Annotated in this window: 17 protein-coding genes and 1 pseudogene; 10 read left to right on the plus strand and 8 right to left on the minus strand. The window is 67.1% G+C overall.

The window, feature by feature from the left end; all coding sequences use genetic code 11:
- Positions 1 to 322, plus strand: a 322-nt coding sequence (locus H181DRAFT_RS27420) for an integrase core domain-containing protein (protein ID WP_045867151.1), incomplete at its 5' end; no start/stop codon positions are given.
- An 88-nt stretch (positions 323 to 410) separates the two neighbouring features.
- On the opposite strand, the gene H181DRAFT_RS27425 is transcribed toward H181DRAFT_RS27420, so the two are convergent.
- Positions 411 to 2,087 (minus strand): NsdA family TPR-like regulatory protein, encoded by a 1,677-nt coding sequence (locus tag H181DRAFT_RS27425; protein WP_045867152.1) that lies wholly within the window; start codon positions 2,085 to 2,087, stop codon positions 411 to 413.
- Between the two features lie 282 nt (positions 2,088 to 2,369).
- On the opposite strand from H181DRAFT_RS27425, the gene lipB reads away from it, so the two are divergent.
- The 4 genes from lipB (at position 2,370) to H181DRAFT_RS27445 (ending at position 5,339) form a co-directional block, all read left to right on the plus strand.
- Complete coding sequence (gene lipB / locus H181DRAFT_RS27430) at positions 2,370 to 3,152, plus strand: lipoyl(octanoyl) transferase LipB (RefSeq protein ID WP_045867153.1); 783 nt, start codon at positions 2,370 to 2,372, stop codon at positions 3,150 to 3,152.
- Positions 3,153 to 3,277: 125 nt separating this feature from the next.
- Positions 3,278 to 4,216, plus strand: a complete 939-nt coding sequence (lipA, locus tag H181DRAFT_RS27435) for a lipoyl synthase (RefSeq protein WP_045867154.1) — start codon at positions 3,278 to 3,280, stop codon at positions 4,214 to 4,216.
- A gap of 195 nt (positions 4,217 to 4,411) precedes the next feature.
- Positions 4,412 to 4,642, plus strand: coding sequence for an SCO2195 family GlnR-regulated protein (locus H181DRAFT_RS27440; protein ID WP_229712066.1), 231 nt, complete (start codon positions 4,412 to 4,414; stop codon positions 4,640 to 4,642).
- A gap of 10 nt (positions 4,643 to 4,652) precedes the next feature.
- Entirely contained in the window at positions 4,653 to 5,339 is a 687-nt protein-coding gene (locus H181DRAFT_RS27445) for a DUF4191 domain-containing protein (protein ID WP_045867156.1), read from the plus strand.
- Between the two features lie 291 nt (positions 5,340 to 5,630).
- Here H181DRAFT_RS27445 and H181DRAFT_RS27450 read toward each other — a convergent pair whose 3' ends face one another.
- On the minus strand, positions 5,631 to 6,101 hold the full coding sequence (locus H181DRAFT_RS27450; protein ID WP_074468076.1) for an RDD family protein: 471 nt from the start codon (positions 6,099 to 6,101) through the stop codon (positions 5,631 to 5,633).
- Between the two features lie 200 nt (positions 6,102 to 6,301).
- On the opposite strand from H181DRAFT_RS27450, the gene glnA reads away from it, so the two are divergent.
- Entirely contained in the window at positions 6,302 to 7,717 is a 1,416-nt protein-coding gene (gene glnA, locus H181DRAFT_RS27455; RefSeq protein WP_045867158.1) for a type I glutamate--ammonia ligase, read from the plus strand.
- A gap of 1,142 nt (positions 7,718 to 8,859) precedes the next feature.
- Here the strand turns inward: glnA and H181DRAFT_RS27465 are convergent.
- Both H181DRAFT_RS27465 and H181DRAFT_RS27470 read right to left on the minus strand, forming a co-directional pair.
- Positions 8,860 to 9,756 carry a 5'-methylthioadenosine/S-adenosylhomocysteine nucleosidase family protein gene (locus H181DRAFT_RS27465; protein ID WP_045867159.1) on the minus strand — a complete coding sequence of 299 codons (897 nt, stop codon included), beginning with the start codon at positions 9,754 to 9,756 and terminating at the stop codon, positions 8,860 to 8,862.
- 2 nt (positions 9,757 to 9,758) lie between these two features.
- The gene (locus tag H181DRAFT_RS27470; protein WP_052708783.1) at positions 9,759 to 11,516 is read right to left on the minus strand and encodes a hypothetical protein; all 1,758 of its coding nucleotides are present in this window, start codon (positions 11,514 to 11,516) and stop codon (positions 9,759 to 9,761) included.
- 85 nt (positions 11,517 to 11,601) lie between these two features.
- Between H181DRAFT_RS27470 and H181DRAFT_RS27475 the strand changes: the two genes are divergently transcribed.
- The gene (locus tag H181DRAFT_RS27475; protein ID WP_045867160.1) at positions 11,602 to 12,324 is read left to right on the plus strand and encodes an NUDIX hydrolase; all 723 of its coding nucleotides are present in this window, start codon (positions 11,602 to 11,604) and stop codon (positions 12,322 to 12,324) included.
- Positions 12,325 to 12,476: 152 nt separating this feature from the next.
- Here the strand turns inward: H181DRAFT_RS27475 and H181DRAFT_RS29075 are convergent.
- Both H181DRAFT_RS29075 and H181DRAFT_RS27485 read right to left on the minus strand, forming a co-directional pair.
- Positions 12,477 to 12,572, minus strand: a pseudogene (locus tag H181DRAFT_RS29075) (IS5/IS1182 family transposase); the annotation flags it as partial.
- A 516-nt stretch (positions 12,573 to 13,088) separates the two neighbouring features.
- Positions 13,089 to 13,946: a hypothetical protein gene (locus H181DRAFT_RS27485; RefSeq protein ID WP_254666989.1), complete on the minus strand. Its 858-nt coding sequence runs from the start codon at positions 13,944 to 13,946 to the stop codon at positions 13,089 to 13,091.
- A gap of 469 nt (positions 13,947 to 14,415) precedes the next feature.
- Between H181DRAFT_RS27485 and H181DRAFT_RS27490 the strand changes: the two genes are divergently transcribed.
- The 3 genes from H181DRAFT_RS27490 to H181DRAFT_RS27505 all read left to right on the plus strand — a co-directional run bounded on the left by H181DRAFT_RS27490 (position 14,416) and on the right by H181DRAFT_RS27505 (position 17,905).
- Positions 14,416 to 15,657 carry a hypothetical protein gene (locus H181DRAFT_RS27490; RefSeq protein WP_254666990.1) on the plus strand — a complete coding sequence of 414 codons (1,242 nt, stop codon included), beginning with the start codon at positions 14,416 to 14,418 and terminating at the stop codon, positions 15,655 to 15,657.
- 737 nt (positions 15,658 to 16,394) lie between these two features.
- On the plus strand, positions 16,395 to 17,006 hold the full coding sequence (locus tag H181DRAFT_RS27500; RefSeq protein WP_052708785.1) for a type IV toxin-antitoxin system AbiEi family antitoxin domain-containing protein: 612 nt from the start codon (positions 16,395 to 16,397) through the stop codon (positions 17,004 to 17,006).
- The gene (locus H181DRAFT_RS27505; RefSeq protein WP_045867163.1) at positions 17,006 to 17,905 is read left to right on the plus strand and encodes a nucleotidyl transferase AbiEii/AbiGii toxin family protein; all 900 of its coding nucleotides are present in this window, start codon (positions 17,006 to 17,008) and stop codon (positions 17,903 to 17,905) included. Before H181DRAFT_RS27500 ends, H181DRAFT_RS27505 begins: the two co-directional genes overlap by 1 nt.
- 225 nt (positions 17,906 to 18,130) lie before the next feature.
- Here H181DRAFT_RS27505 and H181DRAFT_RS27510 read toward each other — a convergent pair whose 3' ends face one another.
- Both H181DRAFT_RS27510 and H181DRAFT_RS27515 read right to left on the minus strand, forming a co-directional pair.
- Entirely contained in the window at positions 18,131 to 18,385 is a 255-nt protein-coding gene (locus tag H181DRAFT_RS27510; RefSeq protein WP_139131767.1) for a hypothetical protein, read from the minus strand.
- 119 nt (positions 18,386 to 18,504) lie between these two features.
- Complete coding sequence (locus H181DRAFT_RS27515) at positions 18,505 to 19,473, minus strand: zinc-binding dehydrogenase (RefSeq protein ID WP_045867165.1); 969 nt, start codon at positions 19,471 to 19,473, stop codon at positions 18,505 to 18,507.
- Between the last annotated feature and the right edge of the window lie 414 nt (positions 19,474 to 19,887).

A 19,887-nucleotide genomic window follows, 5' to 3' on the forward strand; every position in this document is an offset into this window, starting at 1 on the left:
GTGCGGGATCACTGTCGAGCGCGTCCTCACCGACAACGGCGCTTGCTACAAGTCCTACGCCTGGCGCAACACGCTGGCCGCGGCCGGCATCTCGCACAAACGCACCCGCGCCTACCGGCCGCAAACCAACGGGAAGGTCGAACGCCTCAACCGCACCCTGCTGGAAGAGTGGGCATACGCCCGCCCTTACCACTCAGAAAGCCAACGACGCGAAGCGTTCCCCAACTGGCTGCACACCTACAATCACCACCGCGCGCACACCGCGCTCGGCGGCCTACCACCCGCCAGCCGCGTTCCTAACCTCACGGGTCAGTACACCTAGGGCATGTCGGTGCGGCACGATCGGCGGCCTGCGGCGACACGGCCCCCGTCCGCGAGCTGCACGGGACGCGCAGGAACGGGCCCCGCCTTCAGCCCAGCGCCGCGACCCGCTCGCGGTAGCCCCGCACCGGTGCGGCATCCCGGTACGGCTCCAGCCGCCGCTCGAAGTCCCGTACGTACTCGTGCGCGCGCACCGAACGCATCTCGGCCGCCTGCTGCGCCGCCTCCGCCGCCAGGGCGCACGCCTGCTCCACCTCGCCCAGCCCGAGCCGCGCCGTCGCCAGCACCACCCGGCACAGCAGACGGCTGCGGGCGAAGCCCGCGCCCCGCAGCTGCAGCGAGCGCTCCGCGTGCAGCGCCGCGGCCCGGTACTGCTGCAGATCGCGGTGGCAGTGCCCCGTCTCGTCGGCGAGCTGCGCCTCGTCGAAGAGACGCGCCCACGGCGGCACGTCCTCGCCCGACTTCGCCGCCTCCAGCGCCCGTTCGGCACGGGACAGGGACGAGGTGCACGCCCGCACCTCCCCGAGCACGCCGTGCCCGCGCGCCTCCGCCGCGTGCAGCAGCGCCTGCACGACGGGCGGCGCCGCCGCCCCCGCGCCCTGCTGCGCGACGCGCGCCAGCTGCACCGCCTCCCGGCCGTGCCCGAGGTAGACGGCCTGCCTGCTCATCGTCACCAGCACGTAGCTGCCGTAGGCCCGGTCGCCCGCCGCCTGCGACAGCCGCAGTGCCTGCACGAAGTAGCGCTGCGCCAGCCCGTGTGCCGCGATGTCGTAGGACGTCCACCCCGCGAGCCGCGTCAGGTCCGCTGCCGCACCGAACAGCCGCCGCCCCAGCTGCTCCCCGTAGACGCCCCGCAGCATGGGCTCGACCTCGTGCTCCAGGTACCGCACCAGCGCCTGCCGTGCGTGGCCCCCGCCGTACGCGTGGTCCAGGGCGCGGAAGAGCTCGCCCACGGAGCGCAGCGCGTTGACGTCCCCGACGGTGACGCGCTGGCCCGGGCCCCTCTCCGTGCGGTCGGGCCGCTCCGTACGCACCGCCTGCGCGGAGACCCGTGCCGCGCCTGCCGAATGGGGACCCTGGCCCCCCGGCGCCGGAGCCGTACCCCGCATCTGCGGGGGCACCCGCGCGGGCACCCCGGGGACGCCCCTGCTTCCCGGACCGCCCGCGCGTACCGCCCCGGGGCGCAGGCCGAGGCCCCCGCCGGGGGGACCTCCGCGGCCTGCCGCCCCTTGCGCGCCCGGGCCGCCCTCGCCCGCGGGCCCGTGGCCGGGCTCCGGGTCGCCGCCGCGGGCCACGCGCTCGTCCGCGCGGCCGATCAGCCAGTCCCTGCTGGGGACGACCAGCCCGGCCGGGGTGAACGCGATCTTCCGCAGCTCGGCGTGGCTGCCGGAGTCCTTGCGCCACAGGCCGCTGACGATGTCGACGGCCTCCAGCGGCGTCGAGGCGAACTCCAGCCCCGCGTACACCGGGGCGCAGGCGTCCAGGCCGAGGTCCTGCGCGGTCAGCCGCCGGCCGAGGCGCCGGGTGAAGACCTCCGCGATCAGGGCGGGCGTCGTACCCCGTGGCTGCTGACCGCGCAGCCAACGCGTCACCGAAGTCTTGTCGTAGCGCAGGTCCAGACCGTGTTCGAGGCCCAGCTGGTCCACACGGCGGGCCAGTCCGGCGTTCGAGAAGCCGGCCTCGGCGATGAGCGCGGCGAGCTGGCGATTGGGAATGCGCTGCGGGGATGACTGGGTGGCGGAGTCCCCAGATCGTTCCATCGTCATCAGCTTTACGGTCTCCTGCCCAGCGGCTTGCAGCAGGGCGCCGGGGCGCCCTCGGAACGGCGCGAACTTAACCGCCCACCTGTGACGACTCGCCCGCTTTGCCGCGCTTTCATCCGTACGTGTGAGAAGGTGACCGGCTGCCGGAGCCGCGGCCTCCGGCCGTACAGTTGCCTCTGGGCGGCTCCGGCGGACACGTCCGTGCGAGCCGGCCCGCGCCCGGCCCGGCGACGCCGCCCTTGGACCGCCCCGGGCGCGTCCGTACGGCGCGACTTTGGAGGAGCCGTGAGCGAGCTGCGCTTTGTCCGTCTGGGATTCGGCGCCGACGCCGTCGAGTACCAGGAGGCGTGGCAGGAGCAGCGCCGGGTGCACGCCGACCGGGTCGCCGGCGCGATCCCCGACACCTGCCTGCTGCTCGAGCACCAGCCCGTCTTCACGGCGGGGCGCCGCACCGAGCCCTCGGAGCGGCCGATCGACGGGACGCCCGTCATCGACGTCGACCGCGGCGGGAAGATCACGTGGCACGGTCCGGGCCAGCTCATCGGCTATCCGATCGTGGAGCTGCCGCAGCCCGTCGACGTGATCGAGCACGTCCGCCGTCTCGAAGAGGCCATGATCCGCACCTGCGCGGACTTCGGGCTGGAGAGCACGCGCATCGAGGGCCGCAGCGGGGCCTGGGTGCTGGGCGATCCCGTGGAGAAGCGGGCGGCCCTGGGCGGGCTCTCGCTCGACTTCGACCCGAGGATCGAGGACGACGAGTTCGACGCCCGGCTCAGCGGCCCCGAGTACGCCCCCTCCAACGCCGGGCAGCGCGGGGAGGACCGCAAACTCGGTGCCATCGGGGTGCGCGTGGCCAGGGGCGTCACCATGCACGGCTTCGCTCTCAACTGCGACCCCGACAACACCTGGTTCGACCGGATCGTGCCGTGCGGCATCCGCGACGCGGGCGTCACCTCCCTCTCGAACGAGCTGGGCCGCCCCGTGACCGTCGCCGAGGTACTGCCCGTCGCCGAGAAGCATCTGCGCGAGGTGCTGGAGACGCAGAAGCCGCTGCCCCGCGCGGTCTGAAAGCCGCACGCCCCCCTTCCCGTCGCCGCCCTGTCTCTGTGAGGCCACCGGGGGGTGATGGCATCGGGAGGGGTGGGCGTACCCTGATATTCGCCGAGGAATCGAAAGTACGTAGGGAGCCGGACGTGTCCGCTGTCGCACCCGACGGTCGCAAAATGCTCCGCCTTGAAGTCCGCAACAGCCAGACCCCCATCGAGCGCAAGCCCGAATGGATCAAGACCCGGGCCAAGATGGGCCCCGAGTACAACGCGCTGCAGGACCTGGTGAAGCGTGAAGGGCTGCACACGGTCTGCCAGGAGGCCGGCTGCCCGAACATCTTCGAATGCTGGGAGGACCGCGAGGCCACCTTCCTCATCGGCGGTGAACAGTGCACGCGGCGCTGCGACTTCTGCCAGATCGACACCGGGAAGCCCGCGGAGCTCGACCGCGACGAACCCCGCCGCGTCGCCGAGTCCGTCCAGCAGATGGAGCTGCGGTACGCGACGATCACCGGCGTCGCCCGTGACGACCTGGACGACGGCGGCGCGTGGCTCTACGCCGAAACCGTCCGCCAGATCCACGAAGCGATGCCCGACACCGGCGTCGAGCTGCTGATCCCGGACTTCAACGCGGTGCCCGAGCAGCTCGCCGAGGTCTTCTCCTCCCGGCCGGAGGTCCTGGCGCACAACGTCGAGACAGTGCCGCGCATCTTCAAGCGCATCCGTCCCGCGTTCCGCTACGACCGCTCGCTGGAGGTGATCACCCGTGCCCGCGAGGACGGCCTGGTCACCAAGTCCAACCTCATCCTCGGCATGGGCGAGACGCGCGAGGAGGTCAGCGAGGCCCTGCGCGACCTGCACGGGGCCGGCTGCGAGCTGATCACCATCACGCAGTACCTGCGTCCGTCCGCACGGCACCACCCCGTGGAGCGCTGGGTGAAGCCGCAGGAGTTCGTCGAGCTGCAGCAGGAGGCCGAGGAGATCGGCTTCGCCGGCGTCATGTCCGGTCCGCTGGTCCGCTCCTCGTACCGGGCCGGCCGTCTCTACAAGCAGGCAGTGGAGGCCCGCGACGCCAAGGCGGCGTGAGCCGCCGGGCCGCCGGGAGGCGGCGGCGCCCCGCGGGCGGGTGCGGGGCCTCCTCCCCGCCGCCGGCCGCTGCCGCCCCCGCTGCCGGACGCCCGCCGGCCGGTCCCTGCCCCGCTCCTCGACGTGACGTTGGCCGCACCGGCTTTCGAAGCCTTTGACCCCCTGGTCATCCGCTGGTAACACCTAACGGTGACGATGGCTGCACACACCGTTCACGCGAGCCACGCGACCACGGAGGGGACCGTCTTGCAGACCACGCTGCGTGCGCTGGAGAGCTTCGAGAGCCTGCTGCTGGGCAGGGGCCGGGAGACCGCCCTGCGCAACGCCTGGACAGCGGTGCTCGAGGACCGCCGCCGAGCTGCGGAACGCACCGAGGCCCAGCGGGTACTGGAGGCCGCGGCCACCAGCAGGCCGGCCGCCACGTAAACTTCCCCGCATGGCGAAGGAAGACTCCGAGAACCCAGGGCGGCTCAAACAGATCGCCCTGACGTACAAGATGACCCGGCGTGCAGACCGGAAGATCGGCTGGATCCTGGCCGGCGTGGGGCTTGTCACCTTGGGTGTCCTCCTCGCCGTCGGTTTCCTGATCGGGCACCCCGTCTACGCGGGCATCCTGGGCGCCGTCCTGGCGCTGCTCGCGATGGCGATCGTCTTCGGGCGCCGTGCCGAGCGGGCCGCCTTCGGCCAGATGGAGGGCCAGCCCGGCGCCGCGGCGGCCGTGCTGGAGAACATCGGCCGCGGCTGGACCGTCACGCCGGCCGTGGCGATGAACCGCAGTCAGGACGTCGTGCACCGGGCCGTTGGCCGTGCGGGCATCGTCCTGGTGGGCGAGGGCAATCCGAACCGGCTGCGGTCGCTGCTGTCGTCGGAGAAGAAGAAGATGGCCCGCGTCGTCGCGGACGTACCGGTGCACGACTTCATCGTCGGCGACGACGAAGGCCAGGTTCCGCTGAAGAAGCTGCGCACCACGCTGCTGAAGCTGCCGCGCGTGCTGCAGGGCGGCCAGGTCACGCAGGTCAACGACCGGCTGCGGGCGATGGGCGACCTGATGAGCAACATGCCGATCCCGAAGGGCCCGATGCCCAAGGGGATGCGGATGCCGCGGGGCCAGGGCGGGCGCTGAGCCGCCGGGCACGCCGCAGAACGCGACGAGGGCCGGTGCGGGAGCAGAGCCTCCCGCACCGGCCCTCGTCGCGTGTGCCCGGGGAGCCGCCGCGTGCTGTGAGCGGTGTGCCGGTGTGCCGGTGTGAGCGGTGTGAGCGGTGTTCTTCGCTTCGGAGTCGCGTCTGCCGGGCGCCCCGCTGACGGGTCACGGCGGCGCCGCGGTCACGCCGCCGCGGTCACGTCCACGTCCGGAGCATCCGAGGGGGTCGCGTCCGGCGGGGTCGCGTCCGGCGGGGTCGCGTCCGTCAGGTCACATCCTGACCTGCACGGCTCCCGACAGCCGGTCGTGCAGGCCCCGCCCGTCGCGGTCCCACACCAGCGCGGGAACGGCGAGGCCGAGCAGCACCGTACGCACGGCCACCTGCCACAGGGGCAGCCTGGTCAGGCCGTCCAGCGCGACGACGCGCAGCCCGAGGAGGCGCTTACCGGGAGTGCAGCCCACCGTTCCCACGGTCAGCAGGCTCATCAGGAGGAACACCGCCAGAGCCCAGTTGTTCGCGGTGCGCAGCTCGCCGTTCGAGAGCAGCCCGTAGCCGATCAGTGCGGCGATCGCCCAGTCGATGAAGAGCGCGCCCAGACGCCGTCCGAAAGAGGCGATGGACCCCGGGCCGTCCTGCGGAAGGCCCAGGCGCTCGCCCCGGTGACCGAAGTCCGCACCCATGCTCTCCGCTGCGGCGCGCGGGCCCGAGAGCCACGAGCCGAAAGCTTCCCTGTTGTCCACCCGACCACGGTAGCGCGCAGGGGGAGCGGCCTGGTTTGCAGGTCGGCGGAGGACGGGCGTTCACTGGTTAACATCGGCGAAACAGTCGGGTCACGCTTGAGAAATCGCCCCTGCCTAGGCTCGCCGTCAGCGCGCGCCACCGCACTGGCCTGCGTCCCGAGCAATTCCCGTCCCTCCACGGCGGGACTAGGAGGAGTTGGATGTTCCAGAACGCCGCCGAGGCCAAGCAGTACATCGAGAAGAACGACGTCAAGTTCGTCGACGTCCGCTTCTGCGACCTGCCCGGCATCATGCAGCACTTCACGGTCCCGGCCGCCACCTTCGACCCGGCCGAGAACCTGATGTTCGACGGCTCGTCGATCCGCGGCTTCCAGGCCATCCACGAGTCGGACATGGCGCTGGTCCCCGACCTCTCCACCGCCCGCCTGGACCCGTTCCGGGACGAGAAGCACCTCAACATCAACTTCTTCATCCACGACCCGATCACCGGCGAGCAGTACAGCCGCGACCCGCGGAACGTGGCGAAGAAGGCCGAGGCGTACCTCGCCTCCTCCGGCATCGCCGACACCGCCTTCTTCGGTCCCGAAGCGGAGTTCTACGTCTTCGACGACGTGCGCTTCGAGACCAAGGCCAACGCCGGCTACTACCACATCGACTCCGAAGCGGGCGCCTGGAACACCGGCGCCGTCGAGATCGGCGGAAACCGCGGCTACAAGGTGCGCTACAAGGGCGGCTACTTCCCCGCACCGCCCGTCGACCACTTCGCCGACCTGCGCGCCGAGATCTCCCTGGAGCTGGGCAAGGCCGGACTCGAGGTCGAGCGCCAGCACCACGAGGTGGGCACCGCTGGACAGGCCGAGATCAACTACAAGTTCAACACGCTGCTCGCCGCCGCCGACGACCTGATGCTCTTCAAGTACATCGTGAAGAACACCGCGTGGCGCAACGGCAAGACCGCGACGTTCATGCCCAAGCCGATCTTCGGCGACAACGGCTCCGGCATGCACGTCCACCAGTCCCTGTGGAGCGGCGGCAACCCGCTCTTCTACGACGAGCAGGGCTACGCGGGCCTGTCGGACACCGCCCGCTACTACATCGGCGGCATCCTGAAGCACGCCCCGTCGCTGCTGGCCTTCACCAACCCGACGGTGAACTCCTACCACCGCCTGGTCCCGGGCTTCGAGGCGCCGGTCAACCTCGTCTACTCGCAGCGCAACCGCTCGGCCGCCATGCGCATCCCGATCACGGGGTCCAACCCGAAGGCCAAGCGCGTCGAGTTCCGGGCGCCGGACCCGTCCTCGAACCCGTACCTGGCCTTCTCGGCGCTGCTGATGGCGGGCCTCGACGGCGTCAAGAACAAGATCGAGCCGGCCGAGCCGATCGACAAGGACCTCTACGAACTCGCCCCGGAGGAGCACGCGGACGTCGCGCAGGTCCCCACCTCCCTCCCGGCGGTGCTCGACGCCCTGGAGGCGGACAACGAGTACCTGCAGGCGGGCGGCGTCTTCACGTCCGACCTGATCGAGACGTGGATCGAGTACAAGCGCGAGAACGAGATCGCCCCGATGCAGCTGCGGCCCCACCCGCACGAGTTCGAGCTGTACTTCGACATTTAGAATCATTGCAGGTCAGAGCGTTCGTTCGCTCTCCTGGACCGGACACGGGCCGTGGGCCGTGTCATCCACACTCGGAGGACACGGCCCACGGCCTGTTCCAGGGAAATGGCGACGAAGTCCTCTGATGGGCCGAGTGTCCGCTGTGCCCGTCAGGGAATCCTCGGGAGTCCTCAACTGGCTGCTGACGCAAGCCCGGAGGTACACGCTTTTCTGATAGAGGCTGGTGCTGGTGGGGCTACCCAAGTCGGCGAACAGCACCATGGCGGTTGCTCATATTGGAAGAGCGCGAGAATCCCTCTGCATCCTTGGCCCGCTGGGTGCGCGCTCGGCGTCGTCATGACCTCTTCAATGGCCATGACTCGATGTTGCCCACGAGCCGGCTGCGGAGCTGCGGATTATGGTTCACGATCGATCCGTTCGGAAGCGCATTGCTATGGCGCCGAATGCACTGGTGAACTATCGACCCAAGCTGAGTCGAACTGCTGTAGTGCGATGCTGTAGAGAAGCCCTGGGGATCGTGCATATAGGCAGGGCGAGTTCCTGCCGTGAGCGGAGCTGCTGTAGAAGGTGATGTAAGCGGCTCGGTCCGTTGCGATCACTCGGCAACTGTTGGGCAGGTTGAAACTGTGGAGTTCGAAGTGCCGTTGTGATCTTGATATTCGGGCGAGATAGTCGATGTTCGTCCGCACTTGGTTTCTGAGCAGGTTCGGGGTGAAGCCTGGGTCGAATCGGCAGACGTCTTGGGATCGTCGGTCCAGCCAAGAGTCGGCGCGAGGGCTGGGGTCGGGCAGGAGGATCTGCAGTGACTCCAGGGGGCGTTCACCGGACCAGAGAGGGGAGAACACCTCGCGGGTGAGTACGTTTCCACGCCCTGCCAGGACCTTGACCCAGCGGGCTCGGTCCAAGTCCCTTGCGATGTCCGGTTCGGCCGAAGACTGGTTGCGGTAGACCCGGCCGAGTCCGGTGCCTGTGCACCAGGAGAACGCGGAGACCAACCACCATAGCGCGCGCGATCCGCGTAACAGACCGAGGAGGAGGAGGATTCCGCTGGCCACCAGAGAGCTGAGAACCCCGAACAGAAATGCAGTCATGAGCCACTTCTCCCTGTGCCTGAGCGATCACGAGGTCGTTGGCGCTTCCGGTCAGCAGAGGTAGGGCAGAAGTCGTCGCAGGACGTGTGCGGCATTGCGTGCCGCGAGGTCGTGGTATCCGTGACTCTTCTTCTTGTCGGCGTTGTCCGATACGCCACGGACGACGACCCAACCTGGGTTGTGTCCGCCGTGGATGGAGTTCTCCTGCCAGTACTGACTAAGCCCGCCAGCTTCCATATCCACTGCCAGTACCTTCTCGTTGTAGTCCGTGAGGTAGCTCCGGATCTCGCTGTCTCGGTCCGCGATCACTGCTTCGCCTGATCCGATCACCCCCGGATGGACGGCGAACTCTTCTGAAGCGTGCGATGAGAGCTGACCGTGGATGTGTGCCGGGTTGCCGTTGTCCGTGAAGTAGGCGTTCACCGCGTGGACGACGGGCGCCGGTGCTTGTCGATGCTCCCCGCGATGCCGGACATCGCCATGGGGATTAATCTTGCGGTTCTCGTAGTAGACGACGTCAGTGGAGATGATGACGTTTCCGATATCGGCATGCTCGTCATGGATCCCACCTCCGACGCCAACCAGCGCCCACAGGCGCGGGTTGTAGTGACGGCGCAGGTTCTCGAGGGCGCTCATGGCCGACCGCTGGCCCTGACTCTGGCTCTGGGTGGCCACGACACGAACAGTCGCTTCCGGCGTCGCGTAATGTCCCCGGTAGAAGTAGAGACCGCTGGGCTCCCTGAGGCGTTCCAGCTTCAATTCGCTGACCACTGCGCGGAGTTCCTCGCTGAGGATCGTCACCACGCCGACGTCCCAGGTGTCGGTCTCATCCCCGAAGGGAACGTCAGGATCGGGCGAAGGGTTGCCGACCGAGACGTGGGCGTGCTCCCCGATAGCGTTGTTGCTGAAACTGTTGTTGCTGCCGTGGCTGATGATGCCGCGATTCATGGTCACTGAGTTCCTCCGCTGCCTTGGGCGTTCGGGCCTACCGGCTGGTTCCCGGAGCCCCCAACCTGTGATCCGTCGCCTACTGCGTTGTTATTGAAATTGTTGTTGTCCCCGAAGGCGATGATGCCGCTGTTGATGATTTTGAGTGCGCGGTCGTCGAACTCGGAGACGTCTATGTCTTTATCTCGTAGGAAATCGCTTGCCGCCCCTAGTATCCGCTGTTCGATTATCTTCATCCGGCCCAGGAGTTCAGTCTTCTCCAATTGGATTTTGGACCATGCTTGCGATGTCTTCTCCCGTGCGCTGACGCGAGTGCCGATGAGGACACTGCGGATCGGTGCTGACGTGAGGTCACGGGGGAGGAACGCAGCCTTGCTCAACGCGAAGAGGTATCGAGTGATCCGCCACGAGCGTTGGATCTCTTCCGGCAGTGTGGACAGTTGACGGAACGCTTCCCAGGTGACCGCTACGGCGCCGTTCTGGCCGAACTCTGCGGTGCGCTGGAACGATCGGGGAGTGTTGGTAAGAACGCAGGCCGCTGTGGAGATGCTCAAGGTCCGTCCTCGGAGGCTCACATGCAGCAACACGATCGCGACGAACTCCGCCCCTTCGATGGCGGTGGTGATTTCGAGAAAGTGGTGCTGTTTGCATCCCGGAGTGTTGATGATGCGGCGAATATCAACCTCCTCGATCCGGGATGGTAGGAGGTTTCTATCTGCGGCGACGTCGGTTTCCGCGATATAGATGCGGTGTCCGGCCCGCGTGGGGAGTCGAACGTCCCCGGTGTCGGTGTCCAACTGCTCGACGGCTTCTCGTAGATGGTCGACGAGTTCGTATGCCTCAAAGGGGGGTTCGAGGTATTCACGCTCATGAAGCGGTGTCTTCTCATCACCGGGACGCAGCAACTGGAGGCACATTGGCGGGTTCCACTGGTAGACGAGTTCTCCCGCTCCGATGAACGGCGACTCTTCCCCGAAGAGCGTGAACCGGGTGAGGTCATCATCGTCTTCGCTGTGCTGCGGGCGCCGGTATACCGCATGGACGTCATGCTGCTGTGCGTCCACCACTCGTTGTCGGCGAGACAGCCGTTTCGGTCTGAGGGCCGGTGCTCGCATGAGGCGGTTCAGCATCAGTTGGCGTGCGGCCCCGACAATGAGGCATGTGACGGTGATCGCCCCTGCCAAGTACAGCGCCTCGGCGGCTCGGTCTGGATGCAGAGCCGCGGTCACGAGGCTGGTTAGAAACAGAGCGAACGCGGCGGCACCGATGAGTCTGTAGGCGCGCGCCTTCTCTGCGTACTTGAGCCTCCCCGAGTACTTCCAAGTGACGATCAACTTAAGCAGGCTCCGTTGTCCTCGTGCGGCCCCCAGACCGTGGCGTTCGGAACGTCGTCTGGCTCTCGGGGCGTCGTCGGAGCTGCGGAGCGACATCGCGAACTGGAGAACCCATAAGAGCGCAAGGCCGCAAGTGACCAGGATGGTCGTGGGTAAGGCGCCCACGAAGGCGGGAACCACCGCAGCCCCCACCACCGTTGCGCGGGCCAGTGCACTCAGCGCCGCAGCTCGCCATGCGTGGCGCATGACCGGAACGATGTCGAATCCGTAAGACGGAGCGACTCTTCGGTGCGGCGCGGTGCACACCTCATTGATCACGAGGTCGCGGAATCGTTCGTCCACATAGACGCCGGCACATAAGTGCCGTGTGGCATCGGTGGGCGCCTTGGTCGCTTCCTTGGCTGATGGCGCATGGGAAGTGATCACGCTCGGCCTCTGCCTTGTAGGGTTAAGGTTGATCTGACCATAAGTGTTGAACTCGTTTAAGTCAACATGACCTTTAGGGGCCCTGATGGATGACTGGCTGAGGTACTCCGAGGAGGTGGAGGCGTCGTGGGTGACGGTGGACCTGGCGATCTTCACGATCAGGGACAACCAGTTGATGGTTCTGCTGATCAAGCGCGGGGTGGAGCCCTTCCTCGGTCGTCCCGCGCTACCCGGTGGCTATGTCCAGAAGGAAGAGACCCTGCGAGAGGGAGCGCTGCGTGAACTCTGGGAAGAGGCGGGGATCGACGCCAGTCGATTGCACCTGGAGCAGCTGGGCGCCTACGGGGCACCTCGACGGGACCCGAGGGGACGTGTGGTCACGATCGCTTACCTCGCGCTGGGACCGGATCTTCCCGCTCCTGTGGGCGGTACGGACGCCGAGCGTGCCTATTGGTTCCCGGTCTCACAACTGGACGGGGGGCACCACGAGTTGGCGTTCGACCACGCAGACATCCTTTCCGATGCTTTGGAAGAGGTTCGCAGTAAGCTCGAGTACACGGCTGTCGCCACGGCGTTCTGCGGAAAGTCCTTCACGTTGACCGAACTTCGCACTGTCTATGAGGTCGTCTGGGGGCAGCATCTGGACCCGAGTAACTTCCGTCGCAAGGTCCTCAAGACGGCTGGCTTCGTGCAGCCGACTGGAGGCCAACGGCTTCCCCCAACCGGGCGCCCTGCCGCCCTCTATCGCCGCGGGGACGCCTGGTTGCTCAGCCCGCCGTTGTTGCGAGGTGGCGGGCAGTCGGCATAGTGCGCACCCAGACATCCTTCGCTTGGGAGTGCCGACTGGCAGTGGTACCTCGCGGAGGGCCTGGAGGAGCTGAACTCCACCATGGTGACCCGCAGTTCGCGCGGTGCCGTGCCCGGGCCGGCGACAGTAGCCCCTAAGGACTGTCTCTTTGTTCATCTACGGAGCCAGATGAGGATGGCTGCGAGGTGGAATGCGGCCTGGTAGGCGAAAGCGAGCTTGTCGGTGCGCATGGCCAGGCCCCGGCCCTGGCAGGCTGCTCGGTCTGTAGCCCCATCTCAGGGACTGATGCAGGGTCTGGTGACCTCTGATCTGGCTTGCTCATGGGGCGGCCTGGAAGGATGTTGCTGTGTCTGTTCCTGTCCCTAAGAGCCCCGTGACGACGTGGTGCGCGTGGCCCGCAGCTGCGAGGACGGCGTCCCCCTCGCGCAGATCGCCAAGGACTTCGGCATCCTGCGAGGAGCTCTCCTCCGTCCCGCCCTCGGGTCTCGCAGCGGGGAGGGCTGAGATCACTAACGATCAGAGGCCAGCGGTAGAGGGGCACGTGAAGAGTGCGTCGGCTAGCGCTGGTCTTACACGACCACCCATGGTTCGAGTCAGTCGAGAACCGGTGTACCGCCGGCACGTGCCTTTGTGGCTATACGGGTCAGGGTCTGGTCGAATAGGGGAGTGCGCGAGGCCAGAGAGACCTACGGCGACCGGAGCCATCAGGATCGGTACGGTGCCAACGTGGTCGCAGTCAGGTCGCAGTTCAAGAAGCGCGCAGCTTATAACTCAGGCGGTTCGGGAATGCGCCACGTGATCCGGAACCGCTCGTCGTTGGGAAGCCCGAGCGGGCCTACTGGGCTGATCTGCTTGATTAGGTAACCGAAGACCATGTGATGTGCCTCCTCCGACACCTCGCCCCAGGTGTCCGGGGTCACGACCATCACCTCACGCATCAGGCTCAGGTCCGACTCCTTCTCCAGCATCTCCGCCCGGTCGTCCCGGTCCATCATCTCGTCGGTGCGCATGGCACGGATCGACTCCGCGAGGAGATTCGGCTCGTGGCTCAGCCGCCGGAGTATCTCCTGGCAGCCGTATTGGAAGGCCGCATACGCCTCCATAGCCTCCCTGTCGGGGTTGTGATAGCCGTACGGCGCCCCCTCCTCCGCCCCGACATAGTCTCCCTTCAGCATGTGCAGCAGTACCCGCAGTGCATGCTCGGCTCCCTGCTCCTCTATTTGCCTCACCATCAACTTGACCCAATCGTCCTCCGACACCATCAGCTCGTGTGGAACGGCCAGTGAAGGGTGGATCTCTATGGCGTTGAAGGGGTTGAGCATCGCGCCCATGACCAGTTCCGGCGTCCACTTGCCGTCCTCACCTCCCCAGCCACCGTGCACGAGCTCCTGGAACGACTTCAGTGCGCCAGATTCCCCTTCACTGATCGCGCGCCACAGTGGCAGGAATCTGGCGGTCTCAGACTCCACGTCCCGTGGCGGACTGCAAAGCCCAGCAAGCACCAGGACGATGTCGTGAACGGTCTCCCAGCGCGGCACCCGTATCCCGTTCACAGCTGAACGCACGGTCTCATGGCTCGCGTCCGACAATTGGTCCTCACGGCTGCGGATGAGCGTGCTCACCTTCCGCGAACTCAACCGGCCCGCTGCACGGTGCAATTCCTGTAGCGCATCCACCAACTCCTGGTGCCGATCTGCTGCTTGGGGTGAAGAGCTGGAAGCAGCCATGATTTCTCCCCACTTTGGCTGTCAAGTTCTGCCAACACAGTAGGAGCCGTAGCCCAGGGCTGAGTCAGTATTCGTCAAGTATGCCGGTTTGCCCGCCAAAACGTGACTTGCAGCCGACGGGCGAGGTGAGCATGGAGAAGGCGCCGTCGGAGCGCCTTCGATCAAGGAGTTGCTGCGCATGCACATCCCTGCCTACGCCCGTGCCACGATCCGCGCCGCACTGCCCAGGGTGCCCACGTCTGGGCACGTGGGGGGCCTGGATTGCTGCTTGTGCGACAAGTCATTCGGAGAGGACCTCGCAGCCATACCGCTCGGGCCGACACAGACCTCCGGGTTGTTCGGGTGCCGCCTCTGTCTGACTCGATTGATCACCCTGGCACGACGGGCCCGCGACGCCGCACTGACCCACGACGCCAAGCGGGCCCGAGCTGAGTCCTCGGCCTGGACTCTGGTACGTGAACGCCACCTCACTCGGCTCGGCAGTGTTCGGCAGGCCGCCGAGGCCGTGGCCGAACTCGCCGAGGGCGGGGACACCGAGCCCCTCAGGGTCGCCTGGCTACTGGTCGCGCTGGAATCCGCGTACGCCTGGGTCCCGGACGCGCCGGAGCCACCCGCTTCTGTCGATCGTGAGGAACCGGAGTTGAGGGACGAGGCCTTCCGGCTCGACCTAGCCATGATCACGGCACGGGAGGCGGTGGCGGAGCGACTGACCTATCACCTTCTCAACGAGGCGCAGCCCGAGGAGCCGGAAATGTGCGATGAGTTCGAATGCCCGGACGGCTGCTCAGGACGCCACGACTCCACACACATCGACTGCGGCCCAGCCGCCGTCTTCGACGATCTGGCGGAGCACGGTATCAACGTGGAGCAGCCGGAGCCCGAACCTCTGGCACCTCGGGGCGCAACTCTCTTGGGGAGGCCCGAGGCCGAAGTGAAGCACTCGCCGCTTCCGGACATCGAGGAGCAGGCCACCGTTGTTCTAACGCAATTCGGGATCGACACTGACGACACGGGCGTCCTGGTGAGTGCGGCCGCGGTCGGCTTGGTAGCCGATGCCTGGCGCGAGGGGCCGCTGGACGCGATCCACGCCGCAGACGACGGGCCAAACGACGGGGAGATCTTCGCGCAGAGCGTCGATCTGTACCGTAGGGCCCGCGCGGCGCTGGTGGCCGCGCAGGATGGCGGACCAGAGGTGCTGCTCGCGTTCGTGGCCGTCGCCTCGGACCTGGACCTTCCCTGGGCCGGCGGCTCCCGCTTCGCGTTGCGGACGGTGTCCGAATCTGCGGCGGAGTTCGTTCAGCACGTTGACGACCGGGTTTGGTTCACCGCGGAACTGATGCGTGAGCAGGGTTGGCGCGTTGGACTGCTGCACAGGGCCGCTTCGGCCGTGGTCAAGGCTCCCACTCACTTCGGGATGCCGGGCTGGCCCGGCGCCGTCGCCTCAACGATGGAACGTCTCGCTCTGCTCGACCGGTCGGGCGCGCCCGAGGTGCTAGCCGACCTCGCGGCCGTGGAGGCATCGTTGCTCAATGCGCCCGACCAGCTGGGGGCGGATGCCCTCGACTGGATTTCTCACCGGGCGCTGCTCGGCTTGGGTGCCCCGTGAGTTGGGACAACCTCAGCCTGATCATCCTTGCCGCCTTCGGTTGCCTCACACTCCTACTGACGCAGGTAGGCGAGGTGTTGTCGAAGCTTCCGCAGATCATCCGTGCTTGGCGACGAGTACGAAACGAGCTGTGCAACGGGGCGAATCACGACTGCGAAGACACCCCGCCGGAGCACAACGACCGAAGCGTCGGATACCGCCCCGCAGCAGTGCGTTCCGCCGACATGCTCTGTCGGCGTGAAGCACACGGAGAGCCGTCCGCGCGGAGTATCGATGAGTGACCGCTCGATACACCTCAATCCGTTATCCAGGGAGAAGCGTCCGGCTAGGAATGATCGCCATGTCGCCAGGTGCACCGGATGTGCACCGAGCATCTCTGGGGGAGAGCGTTGATGCAGGTCAGAAGCAATTCCATGCTGTACTTCGACATCTAAAAGGCCTCTGACCTGCGAAATCGCAGTTCGAGCTCTTGTCGTCGGTGCAGGTCAGCGACTCGCTGGCCTGCACCGACGGTTTCGTATCAGCGCCGCGACCCGCCTCGGATCCGCCCTCGTGTGCACCGGACAGTGCACCGAGATCCGAACTTGGGGCGAAAGAGGGCAGCCCGCTGCCGACCGTGGGGAGCACCGACAGGTAGTTGCGGAGAGTAATTGCAGCGGGAGGCGACTGCCGCCTCGCGTCCTGGCACGTGTACCGAATCCTGCCCATCCCCGGCGAACCTGGGTAGGATTTGATACATGCCCAAGCCCACCGACCGCCTCATGCAACGCCTGGCGGGCTTGCCTCCGACCTTCACCTCGCGCCAGGCCCGCACCGCTGGGCTCCCCTCACGAGATCTGGCCACCTTGGCCTCCGCCGATGAAATCGAGGAGATTTCCCGAGGTGTCTACCGTCGGGCCGACGCGGCGCCGACAGCCCACGTCGACGTCCTCGCAGTCTGCACCCGGGCGCCGCACGCGGTCGTATGTGGGGAGTCCGCACTGGCGCTGCACGAACTGATCGACGACATCCCGTACGAGGTGCACATCGCGGTGCCACGGGGCACACACCGCCCGGTGATCGCCTATCCCGCGACCCGGACGTCCCAATATGCTGCGGATACCTTCGGCTACGCGATCGACCGGTTGGAAGCCGCTCCCGGCGAGACCATCCCCGTTTACAGCCCCGCCCGTTCCGTCGTGGATGCCATGCGCCTCGGCGGGACCGCAGGCAGGCCCCTCGCGCTTAGCGCCCTCAACCGCTACCTGCGCCGGCATGGACAGGGCGGCGTCGCCGACCTTCAGGAAGCGGCTCAGACACTCGGTGCCCTGTCCACCATCCGCCCAGCTATCGAAGCGGTGCTCGCCTGATGGCCAACCCCACCCGCGACACAACCGCCGGGCGCATCTACAACGACCTGCGCAACCTTGCCCGCCGCACCGGACGCCCAAGCGACCAGCTGATGCTCGAATACGTCCTGGAACGCTTTCTGTTCCGGTTGAGCTATCACCCCGAGGGCGGTCGGCACTTCGTACTGAAGGGCGGCCTACTGCTCGCCCAGTTCGGCGCCCGTCGCATGACGCGCGACATTGACATCCTCGGCCGTTCGTTCTCCGGTGACGAAGGCGAGATCACCCGCCGCATCGCCGCTATCGCCGCCACCGAGGCCGACGACGGGGTCGTCTTCGATTCCACAAGCCTGTCCGTCGTGCCCATCCGTCAGGACGACGAATACCACGGACTCCGCCTGACCATGGCCGCGAGTCTCAGCCGGGCGCGACTCAAGCTCCAACTCGACGTCAGCTTCGGCGATCCGGTGACTCCCGAGCCAGAGCTGATCGATTACCCGCAGACCCTGGAAGGAACGCCCTTCCCGCTCTACGGCTACCCGATCGCGACCGTCATCGCGGAGAAGCTGTCCACCGCCGTCGCTCTCGGAGATCTCAACACTCGGGACCGCGACTACGCAGACCTCCACCAGCTGATCACCCGGCACCGTCTCGACGGCAGCGAACTCATCGATGCCCTCACCGCGACCGCCGAACATCGAGCCATCCGGCTACGCCCACTCAGCAGCGCCATCACCGACCTGCCGACGCGTCGTCAAGCTCCGTACACCGCCTGGCTGCGTCGCCAGGGCCCCTCAGCCGAAGACCATCCCGGAAACCTCACGGAGTTGGTCGCCCTCGTCGCGGACTTCGCCGACCCGCTCCTCACCGGCACCGCCACGCAACGAATCTGGGAACCGCAAGCGAGGGCTTGGACCTGAAGCCCCTGTCCTGGGGGGCCAGTGCGCTGCCGCTCAGGAACTCCGGGCACTCGCGCGGACTCAACGATCGCGAAGGAAGTGGGAATGCCGTGCACCAAGGCATTCCGGAGACACCGTCCCGGCACCAGCAACGTTTCTGGGTCGTCCACCTCGTGCTCCGTCGCGTCGATACCGCAGAGCACCAGCAGCACAACAGCTGCGGGGGAAACCGCACGAGGTCGAGAGCTAACCCATACTCTGCTGCGGCGGTATCCAGGCGAGCTTCTGTCGGATGTGCGACGACATCTTCGCGTCCAGCTGCATGTGCAGTTGGGTATTCCCGCAGGCCGCGCAGACGTAGGCGTCGAACACCGGTTGCTTCGCCCCGAGCTTGCCCGTTCCGGGCCCGCGGAGCCCGGCCTGCGCCACGTACTCGCCCCGGTACACCTCGTCTTCGCCGCACGCCCCGCAGTGTCCGTAGCGCATATCCCCATGAGTCATGGGGACGAGCCTAGATCCAGGACGGTCGGTCTCGGCGAATCAGTCTGAGGCGTCAGATGAGCGGATTACCGGGGGCGGTCTTGTCGTAGCGGGTGGCCAGGGCGCGCCACGGGCTCGCGTTATGGGACGAGGACGACCTTGCCTGTCGTCTCCCTGGCCTTCATGGCGGCATGTGCCCTTGCGGCCTCGGAGAGAGGGAAGGTCTGGAAGGCGGGCGCGAGGCTCCCGTCGGCGGCTGCCGCGAGCGCGCGGGCTTCGTCGGTGGGTGTGTCCTGGCCCTCCAGCAGCAGGTCCAGTGCGTCGGTGAACTGCACGCCGCGCTCCTTCAGCTCTGCCTCGCCGGGGCGGAACTCCTCCCGGGAGGCCGCGCCGATGGTGATGTAGCGCCCGTCTGCGGCCAGCAGCCCGAAGGCGGCCCGGCCCTTGTCGCCCTCGACGCCGTCCAGCACGACCGTGACGCCGCGCTCGCCCAGGGCTTTGCGGACGGTGCCGGTCCAGTCCGGCAGGTTGTAGTCGACAGCGACGTCGGCCCCCAGCTCCCGCACGGCCGTCGTCTTGGCCGGGCCGCCCGCTGCGCCGATGATCGTCGCGCCGAGACGGCGCGCGAACTGGACGACCAGGCGGCCCACACCGCCCGCCGCGGAGGTGATCAAGACCACGTCGCCGGGGGTGAGTTCGGCGATGTCGAGCAAGCCGATGGTGGTGGTGCCGGTGACGATCATGGTGACGGCGGCCTCGTACCCCAGTCCGGCCGGAATCCGGTGCAGGGATGCGACGTCGACGACAGCGAACTCGGCGTAGCCCCCGGGGCTGCCGTTCGCGGACACCACCTTGGAGCCGATCCATGCCTCGTCCACGTCCGGCCCGACCTCGTCGACGATGCCGGCCACCTCGCCCCCGAAGATCGCCGGAAGCTCGGGCAGGGGCGGACCGATCTCCAGCCCTTCCCGCATGGCCGTCTCGATCTGGTGGACACCCGCGGCCCTCACTGAGACGCGGACCTGCCCCGATCCCGGTACCGGATCGGGCACCGTCTCATACCGGAGATTCTCAGCGGGCCCGAACTCGTGCAGCACGACGGCGTGCATGACTGCTCCTTCAGTAGATCTGCAGAAGAGCACCCACCGTGCAACCTCAACTGAACTTTAAGTCAAGGTCAGCTCCCAGCCCGGCCCCCAGCCCGTCCTCCTGCGGACCGGTCACCCACGTGCGGGGCTATGTGCGGGGCTATGTGCGGGGCTTCGTGCGGGGATCGCTTCGACAATGCTGGTGAAGCTCATTCGGGAGGTATCGCCGCTGTCCCGACAATTCCCCGGCCATGAGATGTAACTCACCGTCGCGGCGCGGTGCAGGGTGTAATCGGGGTGTGTGAAGAGTGTTAACGTCATGTGTCGGCGCAAGCCTCAAGCAGCAAGTAGCAAACCAGAGTTGGCCGGTAGGGAAGCGAGGCTTCCGTACAGGGCCTTCTGGATGGAACTCCGTCCGCCCGTGAAACCTCCGGG

Source organism: Streptomyces sp. WMMB 714 (assembly GCF_900090125.1).
GTDB classification, from domain to species: Bacteria; Actinomycetota; Actinomycetes; order Streptomycetales; family Streptomycetaceae; genus Streptomyces; species Streptomyces daqingensis.

Excerpts from the sequence above, each read along its gene's own strand:
- H181DRAFT_RS27425 (WP_045867152.1), bottom strand. The coding sequence starts at position 2,087 with ATGACGATGGAACGATCTGGGGACTCCGCCACCCAGTCATCCCCGCAG.
- H181DRAFT_RS27440 (WP_229712066.1), top strand. The coding sequence starts at position 4,412 with ATGGCTGCACACACCGTTCACGCGAGCCACGCGACCACGGAGGGGACC.
- H181DRAFT_RS27445 (WP_045867156.1), top strand. The coding sequence starts at position 4,653 with ATGGCGAAGGAAGACTCCGAGAACCCAGGGCGGCTCAAACAGATCGCC.
- glnA (WP_045867158.1), top strand. The coding sequence starts at position 6,302 with ATGTTCCAGAACGCCGCCGAGGCCAAGCAGTACATCGAGAAGAACGAC.
- H181DRAFT_RS27465 (WP_045867159.1), bottom strand. The coding sequence starts at position 9,756 with ATGAATCGCGGCATCATCAGCCACGGCAGCAACAACAGTTTCAGCAAC.
- H181DRAFT_RS27475 (WP_045867160.1), top strand. The coding sequence starts at position 11,602 with ATGGATGACTGGCTGAGGTACTCCGAGGAGGTGGAGGCGTCGTGGGTG.
- H181DRAFT_RS27500 (WP_052708785.1), top strand. The coding sequence starts at position 16,395 with ATGCCCAAGCCCACCGACCGCCTCATGCAACGCCTGGCGGGCTTGCCT.
- H181DRAFT_RS27505 (WP_045867163.1), top strand. The coding sequence starts at position 17,006 with ATGGCCAACCCCACCCGCGACACAACCGCCGGGCGCATCTACAACGAC.
- H181DRAFT_RS27510 (WP_139131767.1), bottom strand. The coding sequence starts at position 18,385 with ATGACTCATGGGGATATGCGCTACGGACACTGCGGGGCGTGCGGCGAA.
- H181DRAFT_RS27515 (WP_045867165.1), bottom strand. The coding sequence starts at position 19,473 with ATGCACGCCGTCGTGCTGCACGAGTTCGGGCCCGCTGAGAATCTCCGG.